Here is a 23,752-nt window from a genome sequence, read left to right as displayed (position 1 = left end):
ACAATCCCTCTCTTATTTCTGCGCCGGCTTGACCGATTGCGGCCCGCTCAGGCCATCGGTACCGTATAAGGATGTCAAGGCGGAGAGACCGCCCATGGGCTCAGACGAGACACGCCCCGTCTGCGAACCCACCCGTACCGGACGGCCCGCGGCGAGATCATCGAGCAGCTGGTTAAAATTTTCCGGCGTCAGATCTTCATAATAATCGTCGTTGATCTGCACCATGGGAGCATTACAGCAAGCACCCAGACATTCGACCTCACGCCAGCTGAACAGGCCGTCGCTCGTCACCGTTGCTTCGGGACCGACACGTTTTTCAAGGACAGCCTTGATTTCGTCGGCACCCGCGATGAGGCAGGGCGTGGTGCCGCAAAACTGAATGTAGAAACGCCCGACCGGTTCCAGATTGAACATCGTGTAGAAGGTCGCGACTTCGAGCACGCGGATATAGGGCATGTTCAACATGTCAGCGATTTTTTCGATGGCCGGCTTCGGCAGCCAGTAATCATGTTGCTTCTGCGCTTGCCAGAGAAGCGAAATCACTGCGGAAGCCTGGCGCCCCTCAGGATATTTGGCGATGAGCTGCTTGCAGATTTCTTCATTGGCCGGCGTGAAGGCGAAGGAGTCAGGCTGAATTTCGGCCAAGCGGCGGTTACTCATCCTTGCACCTCCATAACAACGAGTTCGACTGGCAACCTGTTCATCGATCGACCTCACCGAACACGATATCGAGCGACCCCAGAATGGCGCTGACATCGGCGAGCATGGATTTGCGGCAGAGGAAATCCATTGCCGAAAGATGGGCAAAACCGGGAGCGCGTATCTTGCAGCGATAAGGCTTATCGGTTCCATCCGAGACGAGATAGACACCGAACTCGCCCTTCGGCGCCTCGACGCCGCAATAGACCTCTCCCGCAGGAACGTGGAAGCCTTCGGTGTAAAGCTTGAAATGATGGATCAGCGCTTCCATTGACCGCTTCATTTCCGCGCGCGATGGCGGCACGACCTTATGATGCGGCGTTGCGACAGGCCCCTTGCCGTCCGCACGCGAAAGTTTCTCGATACATTGCTTCATGATCTTGGTTGACTGCCGCATTTCCTCCATGCGGATGACCTGGCGGTCGTAATTGTCACCATGTCGGCCGACCGGAATGTCGAAGTCTATCTCTTCATAACATTCATAGGGCTGGGCCTTGCGCAAGTCCCAGGCGGCACCAGATCCGCGAACCATGACCCCGGAAAAGCCCCAGCGCCAGCAATCTTCAAGACTTACGACGCCAATATCGACGTTGCGCTGTTTGAAGATGCGATTTTCAATGAAAAGATCCTGGAGATCATCAACGGTTTTAAGAAATGGATCACACCACGCGCCGATATCATCGATGAGCTGCGGCGGGCAATCGAGATGAACACCACCCGGCCGGAAATAATTCGCATGCATGCGCGCGCCGGAAGCCCGCTCATAGAAAACCATGAGCTTCTCGCGTTCCTCGAAGCCCCAGAGCGGCGGTGTCAGCGCACCCACATCCATGGCCTGGGTCGTGACATTGAGAAGATGCGACAGGATCCGCCCGATTTCGCAGAAGAGAACCCGCAACAATTGCCCCCGGCGTGGCACCTCTATGCCGAGCAATTTTTCAATGGCGAGACAGAAGGCGTGTTCTTGATTCATAGGCGCGACATAATCGAGCCGGTCGAAATAAGGCACGTTCTGCAAATAGGTGCGTGCTTCCATCAGCTTCTCGGTCCCGCGATGCAAGAGACCGATATGCGGATCGACGCGTTCAACCACCTCGCCGTCGAGTTCGAGCACGAGCCGCAACACGCCGTGCGCCGCCGGATGCTGGGGGCCGAAATTGATCGCAAAATTGCGGACCGGATTATCGCTCATGATACAAACTCATGATTCTTGCCTGAACCTTGCGCAGGGGGGGTCGCATAGGCATCACAGGTTCATTGCGGATTATGCTTGACCTTCTCGTCGCCTGGCAGGACGTAATCAATCGCCCCTTCCCATGGAGAGAGAAAATCGAAATTGCGGAACTCCTGAACCAACCGCACCGGCTCGTAGACGACACGTTTCTGCTCGTCGTCATAACGAACTTCGGCATAGCCCGTCATTGGGAAATCCTTGCGTAAAGGATGACCGTCGAAGCCATAATCTGTGAGGAGCCTGCGCAGATCCGGATGGCCCGAAAAAGTGACGCCGAAGAAGTCATAAGCCTCACGTTCAAACCAATTGGCGGCTGGATAAAGCGCCGCCAGGGAAGGTACGGGCGTCATATCATCGGTTTCGACCTTGATGCGGATACGCCGATTCTGTTTGGGCGACAACAAATGCGTCACCACGTCAAAGCGATGCTCACGCAGCGGATAATCCACCGCTGTCAGATCAATGAAAGATACATAGAGGCAAGAAGAATCGTCGCGCAGGAAGGTAACGGTCTCGATCAGGCGCGAAGCTTGCACCGTCAATGTCAATTCACCGAAGGCAACCTTAACGTCGCTGATCGCCCCGGGCAGAGCCGCGACGATCGCGTCGCCATGCTGCTTAAGTTCCTGGTGCAGCAATTCCCGACGCTCATTATCCATCATCGATTCTTCCTCGCGACTGTCTCGTACCACAATTGATCGCGGCGCCTGATCTGGTCTTATATCAACTCTCACTGATCCCAACCTGTTGCGATCAGTGACGTCCGGCGGAAACCCGCCGCCCCGCAGTCGCGGGGGCCAAATTCCAGAATCCAATTCTCGGAATCCAATTCTCAAGGAGGCATGCTCATCGAGATTTGGTTTTAGCGTTCGATCGTGCCGGTCCGGCGTATCTTCTTCTGCAGTAGCAACACGCCGTAAAGGAGAGCCTCAGCCGAAGGAGGACATCCGGGAACGTAGATATCGACGGGAACGATCCGGTCGCAACCACGCACTACGGAATAGGAATAATGGTAGTAGCCGCCCCCATTCGCGCAGGAGCCCATGGAGATGACATAGCGAGGCTCTGGCATCTGATCATAGACCTTGCGCAAAGCTGGCGCCATTTTGTTGGTCAGCGTGCCCGCTACGATCATGACGTCTGACTGACGCGGCGATCCGCGCGGCGCGAAGCCAAACCGCTCACAATCATAACGCGGCATCGACATCTGCATCATTTCGACGGCGCAACAGGCAAGACCAAAGGTCATCCACATCAAGGAACCGGTGCGGGCCCAATTGATGAGTTCATCTGTCGATGTGACGAGGAAACCTTTGTCGGCCAGCTGATCGTTGATCGACAGGAAATAGGCATCCTGCGAAGGTACCGGCGCCGTAGACTGGCTTGCGGGGATCAATCCCATTCGAGCGCCCCTTTCTTCCATTCATAGATGAAGCCGACCGTCAAAATGGCAAGAAACACGATCATCGACCAGAAGCCCAAATCGCCGACATAGCGAAAGGCAATTGCCCAGGGAAACAGAAAGGCAACTTCGAGGTCGAAGACGATGAAGAGCAGCGCGACGAGATAGAAACGCACGTCGAACTTCATACGCGCATCGTCAAAAGCGTTGAAACCGCATTCATAGGCGGAAAGCTTTTCCGGATCCGGCGCCTTAAAGGCGACGAGGAACGGCGCGACGAGCAGGGCGCCGGCAATAAGAGCAGCAACACCGGCAAAGACGACGAGCGGCAGATATTGATCGAAAAGGTTCAGCATCAACATGCCTCCAGAGCAAAGAACGACCGCAGTTCCGTCCGATGCTCAATAGGTTAAGAGCGAACAGAGCTTTGCTCCTGCACTCTTTCAAGGCGAAACGAAGCGTTGATAACACATCGATTCGTCGCGGTATTTACGATACGGCAGCGAAGTATGGCCGCCGGATTTGGATACCCAGGCCCGCGAAATCTAAGGCCAAGCTCCCATCGTCAATACCTTCCTTGGTTTGGAATTCAGGCTGGGACAGCCTTCCTTCCGAACTTTTGTCCAAGTTTACCTCTCGCCGCAAATATCGATCTTTATTCGCGATAAAGACCCAAAGTCGCAAGCCGGTCTCAAGCGAGAGAAAAATTTCAAGACCTTGAACGGTCTTTGTTCGTGTTCGTCCAACGTGAGGAGACGGGTTCAACAGACTCCGGCTCGACAATACTCTCAGGCAATCTCATCGATCGCGACCTTCTTGACCAATGAGGCTCGGCGGGAAGCCACCTGCCCTGAGACCAAATCGCGAGATTTGGCCAGGGCAACATTTTGGCTACCAATCGCCGCGACTTATCCCCGTTCTAGCAGAAATAAAAGCAAAACTAGCCAAAATCGGAAAGAAATCACCAGGTAGGAACAACAGGAGTGACGGAGAGGATTGAGAATCGATCCAAATCCATCCTGCGTTGAGCGATGCCTATCGCAGCACAATCGACCACGCAAGAGAATCTCTGGTCACGAGCGAGCGAGCGCAAAATTCCGGAGCTCTTTTGCAACTGCCAAAAGCGTCGATAAACCAATGACAAAGTTATAGCTAAGAGAAAAAAGACCGGAGGCGTCAAAGGCTGCGGCTCGCATGAACTCTGTCGTTTGGACGAGCTTCAAAGGATCGGCTATCGACCATTCACTCTTTTCGCTCTCCGAACTCATGGATGATTTTTGAGCCGGTCTGTCGAGAAAAGCGATAGCGTTTTCAAAGATTTCGAATTGCGAAGCGAGGTGCTGCGAAAAGCCCCAGCCTTATCGAGAGGCTCACGTCTTAACGCAAGGTCAAGGCGAAGAAGCATGACAGCAAATGAGGATGGATCTCAACGCACTGAGCGGACTGCCACACAAGTCAATTGGCAGATCATTTGCGACCTGCCACTTCAACGAAAGATCACTTTGCTTTGAAATTCGAGGCAGATTAGTTTAAGATTATTGTCAAAAATCTGCGCTACTTTTTACCATCTTGAATGGCGAGAGAGACGGGGCTCGAACCCGCGACCTCCGGCGTGACAGGCCGGCGCTCTAACCAGCTGAGCTACTCCCCCATTCCCGCGAAGCATTCCGCTGCGGTGGTCGTCCAGGTAAGATAGGCAGCGATTGAAGTCAAGCATCGAAAGCGGTCCGGTCGCATTTTTTCGTTTTCCGAAGCCTGCATTTCTCGATCAGCCACCAATAAGTTGCAGGAAAAGGCTCTACCACAGGTCGAAGCGATCGATCCGGAGGTCAGGAGGACCCGAATCTAATCGCGGCGGGATCGCCGCCCTACTGCCTCACATCCTCGAAGGCCCTGCAACCGTTCAGCGACGCTCACCACCAGACCTAACCGATTCCTGCGAGAAATCTTCCCGCGGCAACAATTGATGCCGCTGCCACCTGTCGCCTCGGCCCGCGAACCGTCACAACGTCGCCGTTCCCAGACGCCATTTGCTGATTTCCTCTCGACTGACGATATAAACATCGTCCGGACGCATATGTTCAGCCGTTACGATGACATTGGGACTCACACCCATCGATCGCGTATAATGTTCCAATACCTGTTTCATTTCGCCATCGTCCTGCTGGCGCCCCTCGATGGAAACGAGATACATCCTGTGCAGGCCCAGTTCACTCTCCAGCGGAATGACGCGCTTGCGCGCGCCCATCAGCGCATAGACACAGGCTGAGTAGCAGTGCGCTCCGCTTATCTTACCGTTGCCCTGAAAACGCCCCACGACGGCCGTCACGCCAAAGTGGCGAAAGATCTTGCCAAGCTCCATCGCGGCCATCACCTTACCGCCATTCGAATGGATATAGACGATAGGCTGCGGTCCATGCTTTAGGCCATGAGCCTGCATGAACTCCAGGAAGGCGTCGGGGGTCGCATCGGTAATGTCCCCTTCCATGACGACAATACGGCAATCGGCGGAACAACCCGTTAAGGAAGTACGCGGCACAAGATGAAACTCCATGGGCTCGGCACGCGCCTCAGGAGTGAGAAAAAGGGCGAAAACAGCCAAACCGAATGTTAGTGCCAAATGGGAAAGCGCCGGCTTAGTTTGCGGCCGCGCGACGCGCGGGAAACCCGAAAAGCTTCCAACAATCAAATCACAAATATTAATAAGTATAATTAAAAATATAGTCCTCACATGTTGATAACAATTATTATGCTCTCTCTGTTTTTTATTCCAGAGCATTTCCTCACCTGTTGTTCAATTCCGAAACGAACCGCCGAACGTCAAGCTCAAGCTGATGTTTCTTCTTCTGCATGGAATTGAGATTATAATTCGTCATTAATCTTTCAACCAGCCTTTCGGGTGAAGGCAACGCACGTTTAGAGCGTTGTGATCGTTGCCGTTACGACGAACGGAGAGCCACCGGCTTTCAACACACCGGAGTTCGGAGAAAGGATAAGAGAAAATTCAAGATTCGGCCGCCGAAAAACATGGCCAGATCAAAAACTTCATAGGTTTGGCGCGGCTCGCGGGTTTGGCGCGGTTCACGCCCCAACAAGCGTCAGCGTCGCGCTTCAGAAACCAGACTCTTCTCTGCCAGACAAACGATGCATGAAACAAAATGACCGAGAGACATAATTATATCTCACGCATTTTCCAATTTTGACAACGCATCGAACAATACGAAAACTTTAAATAACAATGATATCAGGGGACATGCTATAGGAGCGCCGAAAGCGCCATTGGGAGCAGTTCGGAAAACATCCGAGCTGCTCCAACACCAGATTGTAGACGTGTGCTGAACCAGCAGACCTATTCGATGCCGGCTTCGTGATTACGCGAATTCCAGGCCGACCGGAATCGTTCCGAAATCTCGACAGGATCCGTCATTGCAGGCTTGGCGGCGGCGAGCGCACCACGGGCGACGGAGGCTTCCTCAGCCGTCAAAACCACCGGACCCGCCATGAAAGCAGCATTGGGAAGAGCAAAGAGAATGGCTTCGCGATTGGGATGATCTTTTAGTGACACAAGCGAATTGGCCACAGGTTTCCCATCCACGCAGACATTGGCTCCAATGACCTCGATCTTGCGCCCGTCGGAAGTTTCCCTAATGAAAACCGTTTCCATCTTGTCTTAACCTCGTTTGACCGATCCCTGTAAGGGCATTGCACAAGCAGGCTTTTAAAGCATTTTCGTTTTGCGCAGAATCACGACGCGATTCAAACGATTTGAAAATATGCCTGTTTTAGCCAGAGTGCTACGGAACTGCCCGAAACGACTCACGGCCTTCCAGCCTGCGCTAACAAGAACGAGCAATTTTCGGTCCATCATTCTGGCCGCGGAATTATCCGTATTCACCACTGGCTCGAAGCGCGTATACAGAGAGCATTCGGCGGCCGTTTCCCGCTGCTCATAAAGCGATGCGGCTCAATTTACGCCTGCAGCAAGAGCGGCGATGACGCTGCCGCCGACCTTTTCCATGGCTCCGAGTTCAGCAAGCTTGGCCAGGTAGGTCTGTGAAATTGCGCTCTCATCGCGCCGCAGATGAATAAAGGCCAGTGCCTTCAAAGTATAAAGAGCAAAATGGCCGGGACTGTTCACGTCTGAAGGAATCTGCTCGGTTTTCCACAGCCGCCAGTCGGGATCGAGCCCCGCCTGACGTGCAGCTTCCGCCAGCCCGGCCAGGGCGATTGCCAGCGCTTCGTCGAGATTGCCCTGATATGTATGGATTTTATAAAGACAGAGATAGGTCGGGAGAGCCTCTGGATCGAGCATCAGGGCTTCGCGAAATGCTTTATCGGCCCCCTCGGAATCATGGCGATAAAGCGCGACGCCACGCTGCAATATCTCGTTCACCTCTGGCGGAACCTCACCGAAATTGATGAGATCATCCGGCACGCGGAGTTTTATAGGCGTTTGAGATTCAGACATGGGCGCGCGTTACCATCACGACATTGGATCGGTTTTCGCCGATGGTAAGCAAAAACTACACCATTAAACAAGGGAATGTTCAGGCAGATCCTTTCGCCGCCGATCGCTGAAATTCATCAATCACCAAATCCTCCCGCGCCGCGTCGAACGCTTGGCATGAGAAGAATAAAGTTCTGAAAATCCTCTTGCGGAAGAGAACAAAACAAGTACATTCCATCCACAATGATTGCGCCTGCACAAGGCTCGTGCCAGAAGGATGGGTGTCGTGTCACAATCGAATCTTCGCCTCGTGGAAGGAACTTCCGTGGATAAGACCAAGGCGCTCGATGCCGCCCTGTCGCAAATCGAACGGGCTTTTGGCAAGGGCTCGATCATGCGTCTTGGCAAGAGCCAGAAAGCCATAGAAATCGAAACGATTTCAACTGGATCACTCGGCCTTGACATCGCCCTCGGCGTCGGTGGCCTACCGCGTGGTCGCGTCATCGAAATCTACGGGCCTGAATCCTCCGGCAAGACGACGCTCACTCTGCATGTCATTGCCGAAGCGCAGAAGCGCGGAGGCACTTGCGCTTTCATCGACGCGGAACATGCTCTTGATCCGGTCTATGCCCGCAAGCTCGGCGTCAATCTTGACGATCTCCTCATCTCGCAGCCCGATACGGGTGAACAGGCGCTCGAAATCACCGATACTCTGGTTCGCTCCGGCGCGATCGACGTGCTCGTCGTCGACTCGGTGGCGGCTTTGACGCCACGCGCCGAGATCGAGGGAGAAATGGGTGATAATCAACCCGGGCTGCAGGCAAGGCTCATGAGCCAGGCCCTACGCAAGCTGACCGCCTCGATTTCCCGTTCCCAAACCATGGTGATCTTCATCAATCAGATTCGCATGAAGATTGGCGTCATGTATGGCAGCCCGGAAACGACGACCGGCGGAAATGCTCTGAAGTTCTATGCCTCTGTCCGGCTGGACATTCGCCGCATCGGTTCGATCAAAGATCGCGAGGACATCACCGGTAATCAGACGCGGGTCAAAGTCGTCAAGAACAAGGTCGCTCCGCCTTTCAAACAGGTCGAATTCGACATCATGTATGGCGAAGGCATTTCCAAGGTCGGCGAGCTCGTCGATCTTGGTGTGAAGGCCGGCGTCGTCGAGAAATCCGGCGCCTGGTTTTCCTACGACAGCCAGCGGCTCGGCCAAGGACGTGAAAACGCCAAAACCTTCCTCAAGAATAATCCCGAAGCTGCAGAAAAGATTGAAGCGGCAATCCGGGAAAATTCCGGTCTCATCGCCGACCGCATCCTCAATGTGGGAGAAGCGGAGGAAGATGATCTTTAACGAGACCGTCGACTAGCGGGATTGTCAACTCGCGATCGCCAGTCTGACGGTAATTCGAGAGAATGTCGTCCTGATCCGTTTGACAGATCTTAAAGTCAGCCAGATCGTTCCCTGCTGACTTTTGGCCGGAGTGTTTCCGGAAATATTCGGAAACACTCCTAGAAAGTAGAATATTTTCAATGTTTTAGAAAACGACCAAACGCACAATCCGCTTCAGGAGCTCTGCGTTTCTCTTGGTCCCATCGGATTTTTATGCCCGTCGCGCCTGATTATGTTCCCTCTATGACTTTGGTGCGCAAAGTCTATATGTGAGTAAAATATTCAGAGGGCCACCGGGCCCGGAACATGGTTTGAGTGATATGAACGGTGTCAATGAGATCCGCGCGGCCTTTTTGGATTTTTTCCGCAAGCACGACCATGAGATCGTCGCTTCCTCGCCTCTCGTGCCCCGCAATGACCCGACATTGATGTTCACCAATGCCGGTATGGTGCAGTTCAAAAATCTCTTCACCGGTATTGAGAAACGACCCTATAGCCGCGCTTCCACGGCGCAGAAATGCGTACGCGCCGGCGGCAAGCACAATGATCTCGATAATGTGGGTTATACGGCCCGCCATCACACTTTTTTCGAGATGCTCGGGAATTTCTCCTTCGGAGATTATTTCAAACCGGTGGCGATAGAGCTTGCCTGGAAGCTGATTACTCAAGTCTTTGACCTACCAAAGGATCGGCTACTCGTCACCGTCTATCACGATGATGACGAGGCTTTCGACCTCTGGAAGAAAATCGCCGGTTTTCCGGATTCGAAGATCATCCGTATCGCTACATCCGATAATTTCTGGGCGATGGGGGATACAGGCCCCTGCGGTCCTTGTTCAGAGATCTTTTTCGATCAGGGCGACAAATTATTCGGCGGGCCTCCCGGCAGCGCCGATGAAGACGGTGACCGTTTCCTGGAATTCTGGAACCTCGTCTTCATGCAGTACGAGCAACGCGGTCCAGGCGATCGCATTGCTCTGCCCAAGCCCTCGATCGATACCGGTATGGGGCTCGAACGCATCGCCGCCCTCCTCCAAGGCGTGACGTCGAATTACGATATCGATCTCATGCGGACGCTGATCCTTGCCGTGGCTCAAGCCACCGGCGTCGATCCAGATGGCCCCATGCGGGCGAGCCACCGGGTCATTGCCGATCACCTGCGCGCCTCCTCTTTCCTCATCGCCGATGGCGTATTGCCTTCAAACGAAGGGCGCGGCTATGTCCTGCGTCGCATCATGCGCCGGGCTATGCGCCATGCCCAATTGCTCGGCGCGGAAGAGCCCCTGATGTGGCGTCTCGTCCCCGCGTTGACGCGGGAAATGGGGCAGGCCTATCCGGAACTCCTACGGGCCGAAGCTCTTGTCGTCGAAACCCTGCGCCTGGAGGAATCTCGTTTCCGAGCGACGCTCGCGCGTGGTCTCTCCATGCTCGAAGAGGAAACGCGCAGCCTCGGTGAAGGAGGAATTCTTTCCGGCGAAATCGCATTTCGCCTCTATGACACCTACGGATTTCCACTCGATCTGACGCAGGATGCCCTGCGCAACCGTAATCTCAGTGTCGATACGGAAGGGTTCACAAGGGCGATGGAGCGGCAACGCGCCGAGGCCCGCAAAGCATGGAGCGGCTCCGGAGAGGCTGCAACGGATACTCATTGGTTTGCCCTGCGTGAACAGCTCGGTCCATCCGAATTTTTGGGATATGAAACGGAAAAGGCGGAGGCGTTCGTCCAGGCACTTCTTCAGGACGGCACCAGGGTTGATCACCTCGACGCCGGGCAGAAAGGCGTATTGATTCTGAATCAGACTCCTTTCTACGGAGAATCTGGCGGCCAGGTCGGCGACACCGGCCATATCATCGCGCCCGGCATGCGGTTCAAAGTGGAGAACACGCAAAAGAAGCTGGGCGATCTCTTCATTCATGAAGGTGTCGTCGAGGAAGGAAGCGTGACACCGGGACTCGAGGTGCGTACGCTCGTCGATCATCAACGCCGCTCGGCGGTACGCGCCAACCATTCCGCCACCCACCTCCTGCATGAGGCTTTGCGGCAGGTTCTCGGCGATCATGTCGCCCAAAAGGGTTCTCTCGTCACGCCGGAGCGTCTGCGTTTCGACTTCTCCCATCCGAAGCCCGTCACCCCCGAAGAGTGGCAGAAAATCGAAGATATCGCCAACCGCATCATCCTCGAAAATGCACCCGTCGCAACGACGCAGATGAGCATAGAAGATGCGATGGGATCCGGCGCACGCGCGCTTTTTGGCGAAAAATATGGCGAAGAGGTCCGTGTCGTCTCCATGGGCTATGACGAGGAAAAGGCGACGGATCCAACAGAGCCGCTCTCACCATTTTCCGTAGAACTTTGTGGTGGGACACATGTAACGAGAACTGGCGATATCGGCCTTCTCACCATCGTCTCCGAAGGGCCGGTTGCGGCTGGCGTGCGGCGAATCGAAGCCAAGACCGGCAGTGCCGCGCGCCATCATCTGAATGCGCGGGCCAATGTGCTGCATACGCTTCTGATGCAGCTTAAAAGCCCGGAGGAGGAAGCCGGCAAACGCCTCGCCAGTCTGATCGAGGAACGGCGTAAACTTGATCGCGACCTGAGTGACGCGCGCAAGAAACTCGCAATGAAAGGTGATGGCGAATCGACAACCACGTGGCGTGAGATTGATGGGATCAAATTTTTCCCGCATGTCGTGACCGGAGTCGACATGAAGGATTTGAAATCCCTGGTCGATCAAGCCAAACAAACAATCGGCTCAGGGGTCGTTGCCGTCATCGGCGTTGCCGAAGACGGCAAGGCAAGTGTCGTCATTGGCGTCACGAATGATTTGATCGACCGTTTCGATGCCGTCAGCCTGGTTCGTATCGCTGCGGAACCTCTTGGTGGTAAAGGCGGCGGCGGACGGAAAGATATGGCGCAAGCAGGCGGTCCGAATGGACAAGCGGCCGAAGCCTCTCTCGCGGCTGTCGAGGCTGCGTTGCACACGGTCCTTGCTGCATCCTGAAAGGGATGCAGCATTCTCATGAGCGGGCTTAACTACAAGTGAGAGCTTGTAAGATATTTCTGAACAAATAGACAAAATCTGCAAAGTCGTTTCAAGTAAATTGAACCGCGTTACCATTCTAAACTGCTCAAAATAGCCCTATTGAGATATGGGTTAACCGCATCTCATTCCATGCTTTCGGAATCAATCGCCAGGACTGCCTTCGATCGTGCGATTTTCCTTAAATGAACAGGAGCGGCCTGACGTTTCCAGTCAGGACCAGCTTAAAAAAGCGGAATAGTTTTCAAATAAGCTGATTTACTCGAGTAATACCGATTGCATTGCATCGTCATGCATTTCGGAACGGTAAATAAAACTATTACCTTACGAGTGGACCTTAACAAACGCTTCTGACAAACGTCCCCAAGCGATCAGTCGAGCCGAAATTGCTCCGCATTGGATACCCGGATCGTCTCAGCCAAACGGCAGTCAAGAATATTCAATTTTGCTGATTCATTATATCTTATAATGGCTTACGAAAGTTTCCGGGAAAAGTAATTTTTGATTCGGAACCTAAACAAATGGTGAATTGTTAATATTCAAATAATTTGCGTTGAGAATGACCATGAATTTTGGAAATCTTCTCTACTGGGCTTTGGCGTTCCTGCTGGTTGCCATTATTGCTGGCGTTCTCGGCTTTGGGGGTGTCGCCGGCACTGCCATGGAAGGAGCACGACTGCTCTTTTGGGTAGCATTGGTGTTATTGGTGATCTCTCTCATCATGAGCCTGATTCGCAGATCCTGATGCTGACTCTATGATCTGTTGTGCATATCCACTCTTAAATAGATCGCATTCGTCGTGCTCATTCACGATGTGCCAGACGGGCAGCAAAAGAGAATTTACTTCGACTGATTCGTCATGGAATGACGCAATATCATCGAATGCTCTAAACTATGTCTATCGATGGAATGATTTTGTTAAGTTTCTGCTTGGTCTTGTCATAGTCGCATGTTTATGATGCCTCGCGCATGCTCATTGGCTAATGGAGACAATGATAGATGGCTCAAGATCCAAAAACACCTCTGACGTCTGGTATTGACGTGGCGCTCAACAGCCTGAGCAGCACGACTAAGAACTTTCAAACTTTGGCTGGCGAAATCACGCAAATGTCGAAACAGTCTTTCGACCATGCGACGCAGACTTTTGAAAAGCTTAGAAACGCGCATAGCCTTGAAGAAGTTGTCGCGATACAGACAGCTTACGTTAAGGAAGTTTTCGAAGAAGCAGCCGTGCGTACAAAACGCCTGGGTGAACTGGTTTCCACTTTTCCAACAGAATTGACGAAATCATATCAGGAAGCGCTTCAGCACTCCCTTCAGACTGCGGCCCAGGCGACGGATAATGTCGTCAAGACCGCGACCTCCAACGTTGAACGTCTTTCCGATATCGTCAATAAATAAATTGAAACTCGGAATTAATTGCTATTAACGCTGATCGACTCCTTAAAAAGATATTGAAGCGTTTAACCATTTTCACCGCCCTTGAAGCGCTCTTGCTTTTAGGGCGGTTCACTTTATGCTTTGTTCATTGACCACTCGACTTCATCTGGATCACGCGTGACGCGCCTCCTGCTTCTCCGTCATGCTCAGGCAGCCAACACTCATAAAGATATTGACCGTCCATTGACGCGACAGGGTCAATTGGAAGCCGCGCGTATTGGAACATTCCTCCGCGATCAGGGATGGATACCCGAGCGTGCCTATGTCTCCACCGCCATGCGGGCCAGGGAGACATTTTCCCTAACCTTTGCTCAATCCGATGTTTTGCCGGATCTGTTTCTGGACGAACGGCTTTACAATGCCCCCTTGTCCGGGCTCGTGGATTTCGTGCGTGGCATGCCGACTTATCTCACTAGTGTATTGATTGTCGGTCATAATCCCGCGATTGGGGAATTTGCCCGGATGCTTGCCGTTCAGGGCCCTGGTCCCGATCTCTACAATCTTTCAAGGGGATTCCCGCCGGCCAGCTTGGCAGTTTTTTCTTTCGAGCAACCATTTGGTTCCCCGGATCTGCTTCGCCATAGCCAGCTTCTTCGTTTCATTGTGCCGGACAATCTCTCATCAGGCTGATGATTTCCTTCAAAGTCGCCGCGCATGATGAGGCGGCAGTGACAGCGCGTTGCTTGTTGCAAAGAAACTAAAATAAGGAAATGAGAATATTTTCATATCCTTAATCTTTCTCACAGATGCTCTTCGCGCACCAAGAAACCCCAACGCGGATCGATGGCATTGATATCCCGCGCTCGCCATGGAAAAGTCGCGCCGTAGCGGTTTTGTAAAAACGGCCTTCATCGAGACGGAAACAGATCGAATATTGCGCCGGTCATTGTCCAATAAGCTCGATCACCTCGGGTTGCTCGCCAGGTGATCTGATTCGTGATGTTTGTTAGAGATCAGCCCCGCCACCACAAGGGCTCATTTCGGAAAGACCCTCTCGCCGGGCAACGCGGAGCAATTGGGCCGCATGCATTGGCGTCGGAACAATCTATCTGGAGGTAGTGGCCGTGATCGATCTCCTTGCCTTCGCCTATGGTCTATCGCTTCGCCTAGCGCTCATTGGCCTTGCGGGAACCGGCGAAGCGGCGATGCCGGAGCTGCCGGAACCTTCCGCTTCACTTGCCTATTTTCTTCCTAAGGAACGCAGCGTCGTCAATTGGCGCCTGGAGGCCGCGCGTTCTCTCTCCCCGACCGACGCGGCGGTAAAAATGTTCACAGCGGCCAAGGTTTCCGCTCCCCGTTGCGTCAAACTCAATAATTATTGGTGCGTGAAACATGCGGGCTGGAACGGAACGGTCGCCATCGATGCGGAAAGCCACGTCGCCTTTTCCTCCGCCGTCGAGGGCGCGACAGTCGCTGCCGTTCTCCTCAAGCGCTATTATGTCGACTATCATCGCCGGACCGCACGCGCCATTATCAGTCGTTGGGCGCCTTCCCCATGTGCTTCCCCTGAGGCAGCGCCGCGCGTTGCCGCCGCAGCGCCCGTGATAAGACGCCCGAGAGTCGCGGCCAGAAGCGGTCGCGTGCGCAGCGTTTTCAACGTGCTGCGGCGAAAATCCATAGTCAGACATTCCTACGCGCTGACGATGATGCACGCTCCGGAAATAGCCGTCGGCATGGGCGAAGATTCGCTTTCCCATTCGCTGCGAACCTCCGTGATGACCACTACGGCGACAAGGCCCTCGACCTCATCGCTGACGCGATCGATGAATATTCCAACGATGCCTTCCTTCGCGCCGACCGAACGAATCGATACGCTTATATCTTCGGGTCTGCCCATGACCGCCTGTCTAGACGATCCCCAAAGGATTCAGAATTATGCGGTACGCGCGAGCCAGGGCGTGGCTGACGGCCCCGACAGCGACTTGCACCTTTTCGAGGAGGACGGCACGCCCACACCCAATCTTGCGCGGGTTCTCTCCAATATGGCGCAAGTTGAAATCGGCCCGCTCGATGTGCGCATGGATCTCATCGAAGCGGCAATCGCCCGCGCGCACCGTCAATGGGCAAGCGCCATCCCCAAGCAGGAGAAGGATGTCCGAGCTGCAGCCACATCAGCGGGCAAAATGTTGCGCTAACGGACAAACGCTTGTCTCTTTCCAGGATAGCAAGGCGGAAGCTTCGCATCACGGAGCACTCTCGGGAATCTCCAACGGTCCCAAGAATGCGGGGGCAGGAAATTCGTGCCCCGCGGAAGCATCAAGATGTCTCCCCTTTCTCTCATTTGATCGTCCTTTCATTTGAAAGGAAGCGAGCGAGACATTATTCCTCTCCTATCTGAACGCTTGACCGATTGATTGCCGGGCATTTAATCGCCAAGCCTCGCCAGCCGGAACTTCTCTCCCTTGTCTTTTCTGTCAGATCTCCTTTTCGAGGCGCAGATCATCGCCCAGAACCTCGGCGATATGGTCGCTGGACCGCATTTGCGGCTTGGTGTGACGGGGCTTTCGCGCGCCGGCAAGACCGTCTTCATCACTGCTTTGATCGACCAGTTGACGAAAGCGGCAAGGCCCAGCCTGCGGCGTGGCAAAAATCCCCTCCCCGTCTTTCGTGTCCAGGCTGAGGGAAGACTGACGCGCGGCGAACTCGAGCCGCAGCCGGATGACGCGGTGCCGCGTTTCTCTTATGAAAAACATCTGGAGGCGCTGCATGGACCAAAGGGCGATACCGGCACCCGCCATTGGCCCGAATCAACCTCTCAGATTTCGGAATTACGGCTACGCCTCGAATTCGAGCGGCCCAATGGACAACAGAAAACACTGACCATTGATATCGTCGATTATCCCGGCGAATGGTTGCTCGACCTGCCGCTTCTCGACAAAAGCTACGCTGAATGGTCACGCGAGACGCTGGAAGCCTCCGCCTCTCCGGCCCGAGCCACGCTGGCTGAGGAATGGCGACATTTCATCGGGCAACTCGATCCGAAGATGGGAATGGCTGAAGAAACCGCGCGCGAAGCGGCGGAGCTTTTCACCACCTATTTGAAGGGCTGCCGCGCCGATATTTATGCTTTTTCCGTGCTGCCGCCCGGCCGTTTTCTGATGCCGGGCGATCTCGCCGGATCCCCTGCCCTGACCTTCTCGCCATTGATGCTCGAGGAAGGCATCGCCTATCCCGCCCACAGTCTCGCCGGGATGATGGAACGCCGTTTCGAGGCCTATAAAACCCATATCGTCAGACCATTCTTCCGCGATCATTTCGTCCGCCTCGACAGACAGATCGTTCTCGTCGATGCGCTGTCGGCGCTGAATGCCGGCGCGGCTGCGGTCCGCGATCTCGAAGCCGCCTTGAGCGACATTCTCGTCGCCTTCCGTGTCGGCCACGGCAACCTCCTCACCAACCTGTTGCGGCCGAAGATCGACAAGATTCTGTTTGCGGCAACAAAAGCCGATCATCTGCATCATACGAGTCACGACAGGCTCGAAGCCATTCTACGCTATCTCACCAATCGTGCGATCAGCCGCGCCGAAGCCGGCGGAGCGACGATCGATGTCATCGCCATGGCTGCCGTGCGCGCGACGCGGGAAGCCATGGTCAGCGGCGAAGACGGAACCGCCCTGGAAGCCGTCATCGGAACACCCCTCGCCGGGGAAAACATCGATGGCGAGATTTTCGACGGATATGAAGAAGCCGCGATCTTTCCGGGCGATCTGCCCAAGGATCCGAAACTGATTTTTCAGCCGCCGCAGCCGGGCAGCACGGCCGCTTCAGATTATCGCTTCGTGCGGTTTCGCCCGCCCCTGCCGGTCCGTAACCCCGAAGGCACCGTGTTGCCATTGCCCCATATCCGGCTCGATCGGGCTTTCGAATTTCTCCTCGGCGACAGGCTGAATTGATGCAGAACGACGCCAAACGGCCCCCTCGCGCCTTCCGCCTCTCCAGCGCCTCTCCGGCAAAAGAGCCGCCGCAATCCGATGCCGGCAGCATGCAGCCGGAGCCGGCTTCCCTTGCTCAGGAGCAAAAACAGGAAGCACAGCGTCCGCAGGCAGCTGCCGATCGCCCCCCGAGAAGCTTTTCCATGCAGGATGAGCCGCAGAATGGGCCAAAGGCACGGGTGATCGAACAGGAAGTGGATCCCTTTGAACAGGAGGCCGAAGCCCTGATGGGGGTGCCCCTGGATGAGGACAATGGCGAAGCGGCCGTGGAGGAAGCGCAGGCGCAGGGAATGTTGCCAAGCCTGGCGCGGCGCGCCCTGTTTTCCTGGAGCGGCCTGTTCTGGGGCGCACTCGGCGCCCTCGCCTCGCTCACTTTCGGCCTCTGGCTCGATCGTCTGATCGAGGACCTTTACGCCCGCGCGCCATCACTCGGCATCATCGGCCTCCTGCTCGCGGGTTTGATGCTTCTGGCGCTTCTGGCAATCATCACGCGCGAAGTACTCAGTATCATGCGCCAGCGCCATATAGCGGTGCTGCATCAGGAATTTGCGCGCGCAAGGGAGCATGATGACGGACAGGCCGCGCGCAAACTGGTCATGGAATTAGGCGTTCTCTATAAAGATCGCATAGAAACCGCCCAGGCCCGTGTTCACCTCGATGATCTCACAAAAGAAATCATCGACGGACGTGATTTGATCGATATTGCCGAACGTACACTCATTGTGCCGCTCGACATCAAAGTGCAACACGAGATCGCCAATGCCGCCAAACGTGTGTCGGTCGTGACGACTTTTGCGCCGCGCGCGATTCTCGATGTGCTGTTCGTTGCCGCCCAAAGCCTTCGCCTTATCCGCTCTATCGCGGTCCTTTATGGCGGACGCCCGGGACTATTGGGCTTTTTGAAACTCTTGCGTTCGGTCGGGGCGCATCTCGCCATCACCGGCACCATGGCGGCGGGCGATACGATCCTCCAACAATTCCTGGGTCATGGGATCGCGGCGAAGGTTTCCGCCCGTCTAGGTGAAGGCGTCTTGAACGGCCTACTCACGGCCCGTGTCGGTCTTTCCGCTATGGCGGTCTGCCGGCCCATGCCTTTCGCCGAAAAGAGAGCCCCAAGCGTTGGCGATGTCGCGCCGTTTCTGTTCACAACGCCGAAAGGGGACAAAGCTTAGAGCATGTTCGGATGTATCCGAACTGCTCCACTTGGAAAAATTAGAGCATTTTCCACCGGCGCAAGATGATGAGAGTCAAGGCACCCGTCGCGATCATAATTGCGATTCCATACCAAAAACCGACGTCATGGTTGACGCCCGGCATGCCACCGAGATTCATGCCGAAGATGCCGCTGATCAGCGTCATAGGCATGAAGATCGTCGTGACAATGGACAGAATATAGAGGTTACGGTTCGTAGCCTCGATCATCCGGGCAGACGCTTGTTCATGCAGCAGCCGCGCCTGCTCCTGAACGAGTTCGAGATCATGGGACAGTGCACCCAAACGGTCCACTGCGCCACGCAGATCGTAAGCATCATCTTCCACGATCCAGTTCGGCAGACGGGTCGAAAATCCGAGAAGCGCATTTTGTTGCGGCACCAATCGGCGCCGCAATTGTGCAGCGGTGCGGCGGATACGCCCCAGTTCGCCCCCAACGCCATCGGTTTTGCCCGCGAGAATCTGCTCCTCGATATCCTCGACATCGTGATGAAGCTGCATGATCAGATCGCTGAGCGTATCTGTGACATAATGGAGGAAATGGACCACGAGCCGGATAGGCCGCTGTACCTTGAGACCTTTTCCGAGCGCCTTTCTCAGCTTGTCGACCGAGGCGAGCGGCTGACGCCTCGCGGTGATCAGGCAATGATGATCGACGTAGAGTCGCATGACATCAAGCCGCTCCGCATTGTCCACGAATTCATGGCAGAGATCACCGAGAACAGCGACATATCCCGATTCCACGGAAATAATTCTCATGTGGTTATCGGCGACGAGCAGAAACTCCCTCGCTTCTTCTGGAAGATGGCTGCACTGCTGGATCCACTTGCGGGCGCGCACGTCAATCAAATTGAAATGCAGCCAGACGGCAGAGCCTTCCTCAGCCAAGGCCGAATCCATATCCTTCCATTCGAGGACCTGGGTTTCGCCCGTGCTCGCCAATTTATAGCCGCAGATAAGTCCCATCGAATCGGCGATATCGAGCATTCTGGAACCTCAGGCCGGTGAAAAGCGAATATTCTGTCAGTACAGAGCTTGCGTTACGGCTGTACGAGATAAATTCTTTTTTAAACTTTTGGCGGTCGGTCGCCTCGGCCAGAAAACAAAATAGGTCTTGATGCATAAAATACATCAAGACCTATCGAACGCGTAATAAAGAACTATTCGCTTGCACGTGAACCGATAGTCTCTTCAGGAAGGGCGAAAGGCTCGCTTTCCTGAAGAAAACAATCGGAAACGCAAAGGTGTTTTAGTTCTTGGTCTTGTCGACAAGTTTGCTGGCGCCGATCCAGGGCATCATGGCCCGCAGGTCTGCACCGACCTTCTCGATCGGATGGGCGGCGACCCTTGCGCGCGTGGCCTTGAAAGAGGTCTGATGCACCTTGTTTTCCAGCATCCAGTCGCGGGTGAATTTGCCGGTTTGAATGTCGTCGAGCACACGCTTCATTTCGGCTTTCGTTTCCGGCGTAATGATACGCGGGCCGGTAACATATTCGCCATATTCAGCCGTATTCGAGATCGAATAGTTCATATTGGCGATGCCGCCCTCATAAATGAGATCGACAATCAGTTTGACCTCATGCAGACATTCGAAATAGGCCATTTCCGGCGCATAACCCGCCTCGACCAAGGTCTCGAACCCAGCACGGATCAGTTCAACGAGGCCTCCGCACAGGACAGCCTGTTCACCAAAGAGATCCGTCTCGCATTCTTCCTTGAACGTCGTCTCGATAATGCCGGCGCGGCCGCCGCCAATCGCCGAAGCATAGGAAAGCGCGATATCATGCGCATTGCCGGAGGCGTCCTGCGCCACCGCGATGAGACACGGCACACCGCCGCCGCGCTTGTATTCCGAACGAACCGTATGACCAGGCCCCTTAGGCGCGACCATGAGCACGTCGAGATCGGGGCGCGGCGTAATCAGATTGAAATGTACGCTGAGGCCATGGGCGAAAAGCAAAGCCGCGCCCTGCTTGAGGTTTTTCTCCAGCAGCTGGTGATAGATATCGGCCTGCAATTCGTCAGGCGTCAAAACCATGACGACATCGGCCCATTGCGCCGCCTCGGCGACGGTCTTGACGGCAAGCCCCTCCGCCTCGGCCTTCTTGGCTGTCGCGGATCCTTCGCGCAAGGCAATGGCAATATCCTTGACGCCTGAATCACGAAGATTCAATGCATGCGCATGACCTTGACTGCCATAGCCAATGATCGCCACTTTCTTGCCCTTGACGAGATTGATATCGGCATCCCGATCGTAATAGACGCGCATGGAATGAGCTTTCCTGTTCTAGGGCGGTTACGCCACACTATGGTTTGAGACAAATATTTTCCCGTCCACTTTCACATTGTCATGCAATGCGGCAGTCCGGTGAAGGCGGATACGTTTGTTGGAAGGATGGAGCATTTCGGAGACATCCGAAATGCTCATGAACTCAGAGACAAATGCGGATTTGAGGGATGTAGCAGTCTAACCGGCCTTTGAGCAATTTCCGGTTCGATGGAACCGCTTCACGTTTGCGGAAAGCTGAAACGCTCTTGCTTTTCTCAAGGAGCGTTTCGGACCTATCCGAAACGCTCCAGATGAGACAGCTCAGCCGCAAACCGCGCTCACGTGTTCAGATCGCATCCGGCCCACGCGTCATAGCGGCGATCCCGGTTCGCGAAACCTCGACGAGTCCGATCGGGCGCATCAAATCAACAAATTGATCGATCTTGCCTGCATTACCAGTCAGCTCAAAAACGAAGCTTTCAATGGTGGCATCCACCACGCGCGCGCGAAAAGCCTCGGCAAGCCGCATGGCTTCGACGCGATCCTCGCCGCGGCCTGCGACCTTGATCATCGCGAGTTCACGCTCGATCGACCCCCCGCGCAGGGTGAGGTCAGTAACGCGGTGAATCGGAATGAGACGTTCGAGCTGATGCACGATCTGTTCGATCATCTCCGGCGTTCCGGAAGTCACGATGGTAATGCGGGACAAATGTTCCGCATGCGCCACTTCTGCTACCGTGAGGCTCTCGATATTGTAGCCACGGCCGGAGAAAAGACCCACGACGCGCGCGAGCACGCCCGGCTCGTTATCGACGAGAACGGAAAGTGTATGAACCTCGATCTTCGACGCAACCGGCGCTGAAGAATAAGGCGAGAGGGGAGCGGCGGGAGCGTTCATCATCACACCAGGATCTTGCCGGCGGCGTCGACAGCCGTCGCGAGGTCAGTTTCGTTGTCAGGCAAAATCATTTCATTATGCGCCTTGCCCGAAGGAATCATCGGCAGGCAATTTTCTTCCCTGTCGACGATGCAATCGAGCAGCACGGGTTTCGGCGTATCGATCATTTCGAGAATCGCGGCATCGAGCGACGCGGGATCGGCGCAACGGATGCCATGGCATCCGTAAGCCTCCGCCAGTTTCACGAAATCCGGCAAGGCTTCCGAATAACTCTGCGAATAACGGCCGCCATGCAGCAATTCCTGCCACTGGCGCACCATGCCCATATATTGGTTGTTCAGGATGAATATCTTGACCGGCAGACGAAACTGCACAGCGGTCGATAATTCCTGAATGTTCATGAGTATCGAGGCTTCCCCGGCAATGTCGATGACGAGGGAATCAGGATGTGCCATCTGCGCACCGATCGCAGCAGGCAAACCATAGCCCATCGTCCCGAGGCCACCCGAGGTCATCCAACGGTTCGGCTCTTCGAAATGATAATGCTGCGCCGCCCACATCTGATGCTGGCCGACCTCTGTCGAGATATAGGTATCCCTTGCGCGCGTAAGCTCGTAGAGACGCTGGATCGCATGTTGCGGTTTGATTACTTCATTGGACGGGCGATAAGCGAGCGATTTACGCGCGCGCCAGTGGTCGATCTCGCGCCACCATTTTTCCAGCGCCGCCGGATCGCAGGAAAGTTTGCGTTCCTTCCAGCGCGCGACCATATCCCGCAGCACTTGCGTGCAATCGCCGACAATGCCGAGATCGACCTTGACGATCTTGTTGATCGAGGACGGGTCGATATCGATATGAATTTTGCGCGATCCCGGAGAAAAGGCGTCGATCCGGCCGGTGATGCGATCGTCGAAGCGGGCGCCGATCGCGATCATCAGATCGCAATCATGCATGGCATTATTGGCTTCGTAGGTTCCATGCATGCCGAGCATGCCAAGCCATTGCGGCGATGACGCGGGATAGGCGCCAAGCCCCATCAGCGTCGATGTGATCGGCGCGCCAGTCATATTGACGAGTTCGCGCAAAAGCGCCGCGGCTTCGGGACCGGAATTGATGACGCCGCCGCCCGTATAAAAAATCGGCCGCTTCGCCGCGGCGATCCAGCTCAAGGCTTCATCGATCCGCGCGAGATCGCCCTTGAAAGCCGGCTTATAGGTCTTGTGCTCGATATTTGCCGGACCGGCATAAGCGCCGAGGGCAAATTGGACATCCTTCGGAATATCGATCACCACCGGCCCCGGCCGGCCATGCTGCGCGACGTAAAAGGCCTCATGCAGAATACGCGGCAGATCCTCGACCTGACGGACGAGATAATTATGCTTGGTGCAATGCCGGGTGATGCCAACGGTATCGCATTCCTGGAAAGCGTCCGAGCCGATGAGATGGGTCGGAACCTGCCCGGTAATGCAGACGAGCGGAATGGAATCGAGCATCGCATCGGTCAGGCCGGTCACAGCATTGGTCGCTCCGGGCCCCGAGGTGACGAGAACCACGCCAGCCCTGCCGGTGGAACGCGCATAGCCTTCCGCAGCGTGAACGGCGCCTTGTTCATGGCGGACAAGCACATGCCTGATCGCATTTTGCTGGAACAAAGCGTCATAGATCGGCAGGACGGCACCGCCCGGATAACCGAAAATCGTGTCTACGCCCTGATCCTTCAGAGCTTCGACAACCATTTGTGCGCCGGTCATTGTCTCGGACATCTTATTCTCCGCAGCG

At 55.0% G+C, this 23,752-nt stretch carries 20 protein-coding genes and 1 tRNA gene; 8 read left to right on the top strand and 13 right to left on the bottom strand.

The features are described from left to right. Nucleotides 1-12: 12 nt before the first annotated feature. The 9 genes from nuoE to DL88_RS04580 all read right to left on the bottom strand — a co-directional run bounded on the left by nuoE (nt 13) and on the right by DL88_RS04580 (nt 7,803). Complete coding sequence (gene nuoE, locus DL88_RS04630) at nt 13-660, bottom strand: NADH-quinone oxidoreductase subunit NuoE (protein ID WP_034992624.1); 648 nt, start codon at nt 658-660, stop codon at nt 13-15. Between the two features lie 40 nt (nt 661-700). Then, the gene (locus tag DL88_RS04625; protein WP_034992620.1) at nt 701-1,891 is read right to left on the bottom strand and encodes an NADH-quinone oxidoreductase subunit D; all 1,191 of its coding nucleotides are present in this window, start codon (nt 1,889-1,891) and stop codon (nt 701-703) included. Between the two features lie 62 nt (nt 1,892-1,953). Beyond that, nucleotides 1,954-2,592: an NADH-quinone oxidoreductase subunit C gene (locus tag DL88_RS04620; RefSeq protein ID WP_034992993.1), complete on the bottom strand. Its 639-nt coding sequence runs from the start codon at nt 2,590-2,592 to the stop codon at nt 1,954-1,956. Nucleotides 2,593-2,795: 203 nt separating this feature from the next. Continuing rightward, the gene (locus DL88_RS04615; protein WP_051955589.1) at nt 2,796-3,335 is read right to left on the bottom strand and encodes a NuoB/complex I 20 kDa subunit family protein; all 540 of its coding nucleotides are present in this window, start codon (nt 3,333-3,335) and stop codon (nt 2,796-2,798) included. Beyond that, nucleotides 3,326-3,691, bottom strand: a complete 366-nt coding sequence (locus DL88_RS04610; RefSeq protein WP_034992991.1) for an NADH-quinone oxidoreductase subunit A — start codon at nt 3,689-3,691, stop codon at nt 3,326-3,328. The genes DL88_RS04615 and DL88_RS04610 overlap by 10 nt, the downstream gene beginning before the upstream one ends. A gap of 1,218 nt (nt 3,692-4,909) precedes the next feature. Continuing rightward, nucleotides 4,910-4,986, bottom strand: a tRNA-Asp gene (locus DL88_RS04595). A 351-nt stretch (nt 4,987-5,337) separates the two neighbouring features. Next, nucleotides 5,338-6,114 carry a COG3904 family protein gene (locus tag DL88_RS04590; RefSeq protein WP_156970936.1) on the bottom strand — a complete coding sequence of 259 codons (777 nt, stop codon included), beginning with the start codon at nt 6,112-6,114 and terminating at the stop codon, nt 5,338-5,340. A 570-nt stretch (nt 6,115-6,684) separates the two neighbouring features. Continuing rightward, nucleotides 6,685-6,999, bottom strand: a complete 315-nt coding sequence (locus DL88_RS04585; RefSeq protein ID WP_034992611.1) for a hypothetical protein — start codon at nt 6,997-6,999, stop codon at nt 6,685-6,687. 300 nt (nt 7,000-7,299) lie between these two features. Beyond that, nucleotides 7,300-7,803: a hypothetical protein gene (locus DL88_RS04580; protein ID WP_034992610.1), complete on the bottom strand. Its 504-nt coding sequence runs from the start codon at nt 7,801-7,803 to the stop codon at nt 7,300-7,302. 265 nt (nt 7,804-8,068) lie between these two features. On the opposite strand from DL88_RS04580, the gene recA reads away from it, so the two are divergent. From recA to DL88_RS04540, 8 genes are all read left to right on the top strand, one after another. Continuing rightward, nucleotides 8,069-9,139, top strand: a complete 1,071-nt coding sequence (gene recA / locus DL88_RS04575) for a recombinase RecA (RefSeq protein ID WP_034992986.1) — start codon at nt 8,069-8,071, stop codon at nt 9,137-9,139. A gap of 359 nt (nt 9,140-9,498) precedes the next feature. Continuing rightward, nucleotides 9,499-12,183, top strand: a complete 2,685-nt coding sequence (gene alaS / locus DL88_RS04570; RefSeq protein ID WP_034992609.1) for an alanine--tRNA ligase — start codon at nt 9,499-9,501, stop codon at nt 12,181-12,183. Between the two features lie 604 nt (nt 12,184-12,787). Further along, nucleotides 12,788-12,967 carry a DUF1328 domain-containing protein gene (locus tag DL88_RS04565; protein WP_034992607.1) on the top strand — a complete coding sequence of 60 codons (180 nt, stop codon included), beginning with the start codon at nt 12,788-12,790 and terminating at the stop codon, nt 12,965-12,967. 254 nt (nt 12,968-13,221) lie between these two features. Continuing rightward, a complete protein-coding gene (locus DL88_RS19210) occupies nt 13,222-13,623 on the top strand; it encodes a phasin family protein (protein WP_051955587.1) in 402 nt (133 codons plus the stop codon). A 156-nt stretch (nt 13,624-13,779) separates the two neighbouring features. Continuing rightward, nucleotides 13,780-14,292 carry a SixA phosphatase family protein gene (locus DL88_RS04555; protein ID WP_034992604.1) on the top strand — a complete coding sequence of 171 codons (513 nt, stop codon included), beginning with the start codon at nt 13,780-13,782 and terminating at the stop codon, nt 14,290-14,292. 434 nt (nt 14,293-14,726) lie between these two features. Then, on the top strand, nt 14,727-15,797 hold the full coding sequence (locus DL88_RS04550; RefSeq protein ID WP_156970935.1) for a hypothetical protein: 1,071 nt from the start codon (nt 14,727-14,729) through the stop codon (nt 15,795-15,797). Nucleotides 15,798-16,064: 267 nt separating this feature from the next. Next, on the top strand, nt 16,065-17,555 hold the full coding sequence (locus tag DL88_RS04545; RefSeq protein ID WP_034992601.1) for a YcjX family GTP-binding protein: 1,491 nt from the start codon (nt 16,065-16,067) through the stop codon (nt 17,553-17,555). Beyond that, nucleotides 17,555-18,766 (top strand): YcjF family protein, encoded by a 1,212-nt coding sequence (locus tag DL88_RS04540; RefSeq protein WP_245270620.1) that lies wholly within the window; start codon nt 17,555-17,557, stop codon nt 18,764-18,766. The genes DL88_RS04545 and DL88_RS04540 overlap by 1 nt, the downstream gene beginning before the upstream one ends. 40 nt (nt 18,767-18,806) lie before the next feature. Here DL88_RS04540 and DL88_RS04535 read toward each other — a convergent pair whose 3' ends face one another. The 4 genes from DL88_RS04535 to DL88_RS04520 all read right to left on the bottom strand — a co-directional run bounded on the left by DL88_RS04535 (nt 18,807) and on the right by DL88_RS04520 (nt 23,736). Next, a complete protein-coding gene (locus DL88_RS04535) occupies nt 18,807-19,793 on the bottom strand; it encodes a transporter (RefSeq protein ID WP_034992598.1) in 987 nt (328 codons plus the stop codon). Nucleotides 19,794-20,055: 262 nt separating this feature from the next. Then, nucleotides 20,056-21,075 carry a ketol-acid reductoisomerase gene (gene ilvC, locus DL88_RS04530; RefSeq protein ID WP_034992595.1) on the bottom strand — a complete coding sequence of 340 codons (1,020 nt, stop codon included), beginning with the start codon at nt 21,073-21,075 and terminating at the stop codon, nt 20,056-20,058. A gap of 346 nt (nt 21,076-21,421) precedes the next feature. Beyond that, nucleotides 21,422-21,973, bottom strand: a complete 552-nt coding sequence (ilvN, locus tag DL88_RS04525; RefSeq protein WP_034992978.1) for an acetolactate synthase small subunit — start codon at nt 21,971-21,973, stop codon at nt 21,422-21,424. Between the two features lie 2 nt (nt 21,974-21,975). Further along, nucleotides 21,976-23,736, bottom strand: coding sequence for an acetolactate synthase 3 large subunit (locus DL88_RS04520; protein WP_034992592.1), 1,761 nt, complete (start codon nt 23,734-23,736; stop codon nt 21,976-21,978). Nucleotides 23,737-23,752 lie beyond the last annotated feature (16 nt).

Source organism: Beijerinckia mobilis (genome assembly GCF_000745425.1).
Classification (GTDB): domain Bacteria; phylum Pseudomonadota; class Alphaproteobacteria; order Rhizobiales; family Beijerinckiaceae; genus Beijerinckia; species Beijerinckia mobilis.
The sequence above is the reverse complement of the archived record's forward strand: the minus strand, read 5'-3'. Positions and strand labels throughout refer to the sequence as shown.

Bases quoted from the DNA above. Each gene is read 5' to 3' on its own strand.
- DL88_RS04540 (WP_245270620.1), top strand. From the start codon at position 17,555: ATGCAGAACGACGCCAAACGGCCCCCTCGCGCCTTCCGCCTCTCCAGC.
- alaS (WP_034992609.1), top strand. From the start codon at position 9,499: ATGAACGGTGTCAATGAGATCCGCGCGGCCTTTTTGGATTTTTTCCGC.
- DL88_RS04585 (WP_034992611.1), bottom strand. From the start codon at position 6,999: ATGGAAACGGTTTTCATTAGGGAAACTTCCGACGGGCGCAAGATCGAG.
- DL88_RS04520 (WP_034992592.1), bottom strand. From the start codon at position 23,736: ATGTCCGAGACAATGACCGGCGCACAAATGGTTGTCGAAGCTCTGAAG.
- DL88_RS04590 (WP_156970936.1), bottom strand. From the start codon at position 6,114: ATGCTCTGGAATAAAAAACAGAGAGAGCATAATAATTGTTATCAACAT.
- DL88_RS04535 (WP_034992598.1), bottom strand. From the start codon at position 19,793: ATGCTCGATATCGCCGATTCGATGGGACTTATCTGCGGCTATAAATTG.
- DL88_RS04615 (WP_051955589.1), bottom strand. From the start codon at position 3,335: ATGGGATTGATCCCCGCAAGCCAGTCTACGGCGCCGGTACCTTCGCAG.
- DL88_RS19210 (WP_051955587.1), top strand. From the start codon at position 13,222: ATGGCTCAAGATCCAAAAACACCTCTGACGTCTGGTATTGACGTGGCG.
- DL88_RS04580 (WP_034992610.1), bottom strand. From the start codon at position 7,803: ATGTCTGAATCTCAAACGCCTATAAAACTCCGCGTGCCGGATGATCTC.
- ilvN (WP_034992978.1), bottom strand. From the start codon at position 21,973: ATGAACGCTCCCGCCGCTCCCCTCTCGCCTTATTCTTCAGCGCCGGTT.
- DL88_RS04620 (WP_034992993.1), bottom strand. From the start codon at position 2,592: ATGGATAATGAGCGTCGGGAATTGCTGCACCAGGAACTTAAGCAGCAT.
- DL88_RS04565 (WP_034992607.1), top strand. From the start codon at position 12,788: ATGAATTTTGGAAATCTTCTCTACTGGGCTTTGGCGTTCCTGCTGGTT.
- nuoE (WP_034992624.1), bottom strand. From the start codon at position 660: ATGAGTAACCGCCGCTTGGCCGAAATTCAGCCTGACTCCTTCGCCTTC.
- ilvC (WP_034992595.1), bottom strand. From the start codon at position 21,075: ATGCGCGTCTATTACGATCGGGATGCCGATATCAATCTCGTCAAGGGC.
- DL88_RS04610 (WP_034992991.1), bottom strand. From the start codon at position 3,691: ATGCTGAACCTTTTCGATCAATATCTGCCGCTCGTCGTCTTTGCCGGT.
- DL88_RS04625 (WP_034992620.1), bottom strand. From the start codon at position 1,891: ATGAGCGATAATCCGGTCCGCAATTTTGCGATCAATTTCGGCCCCCAG.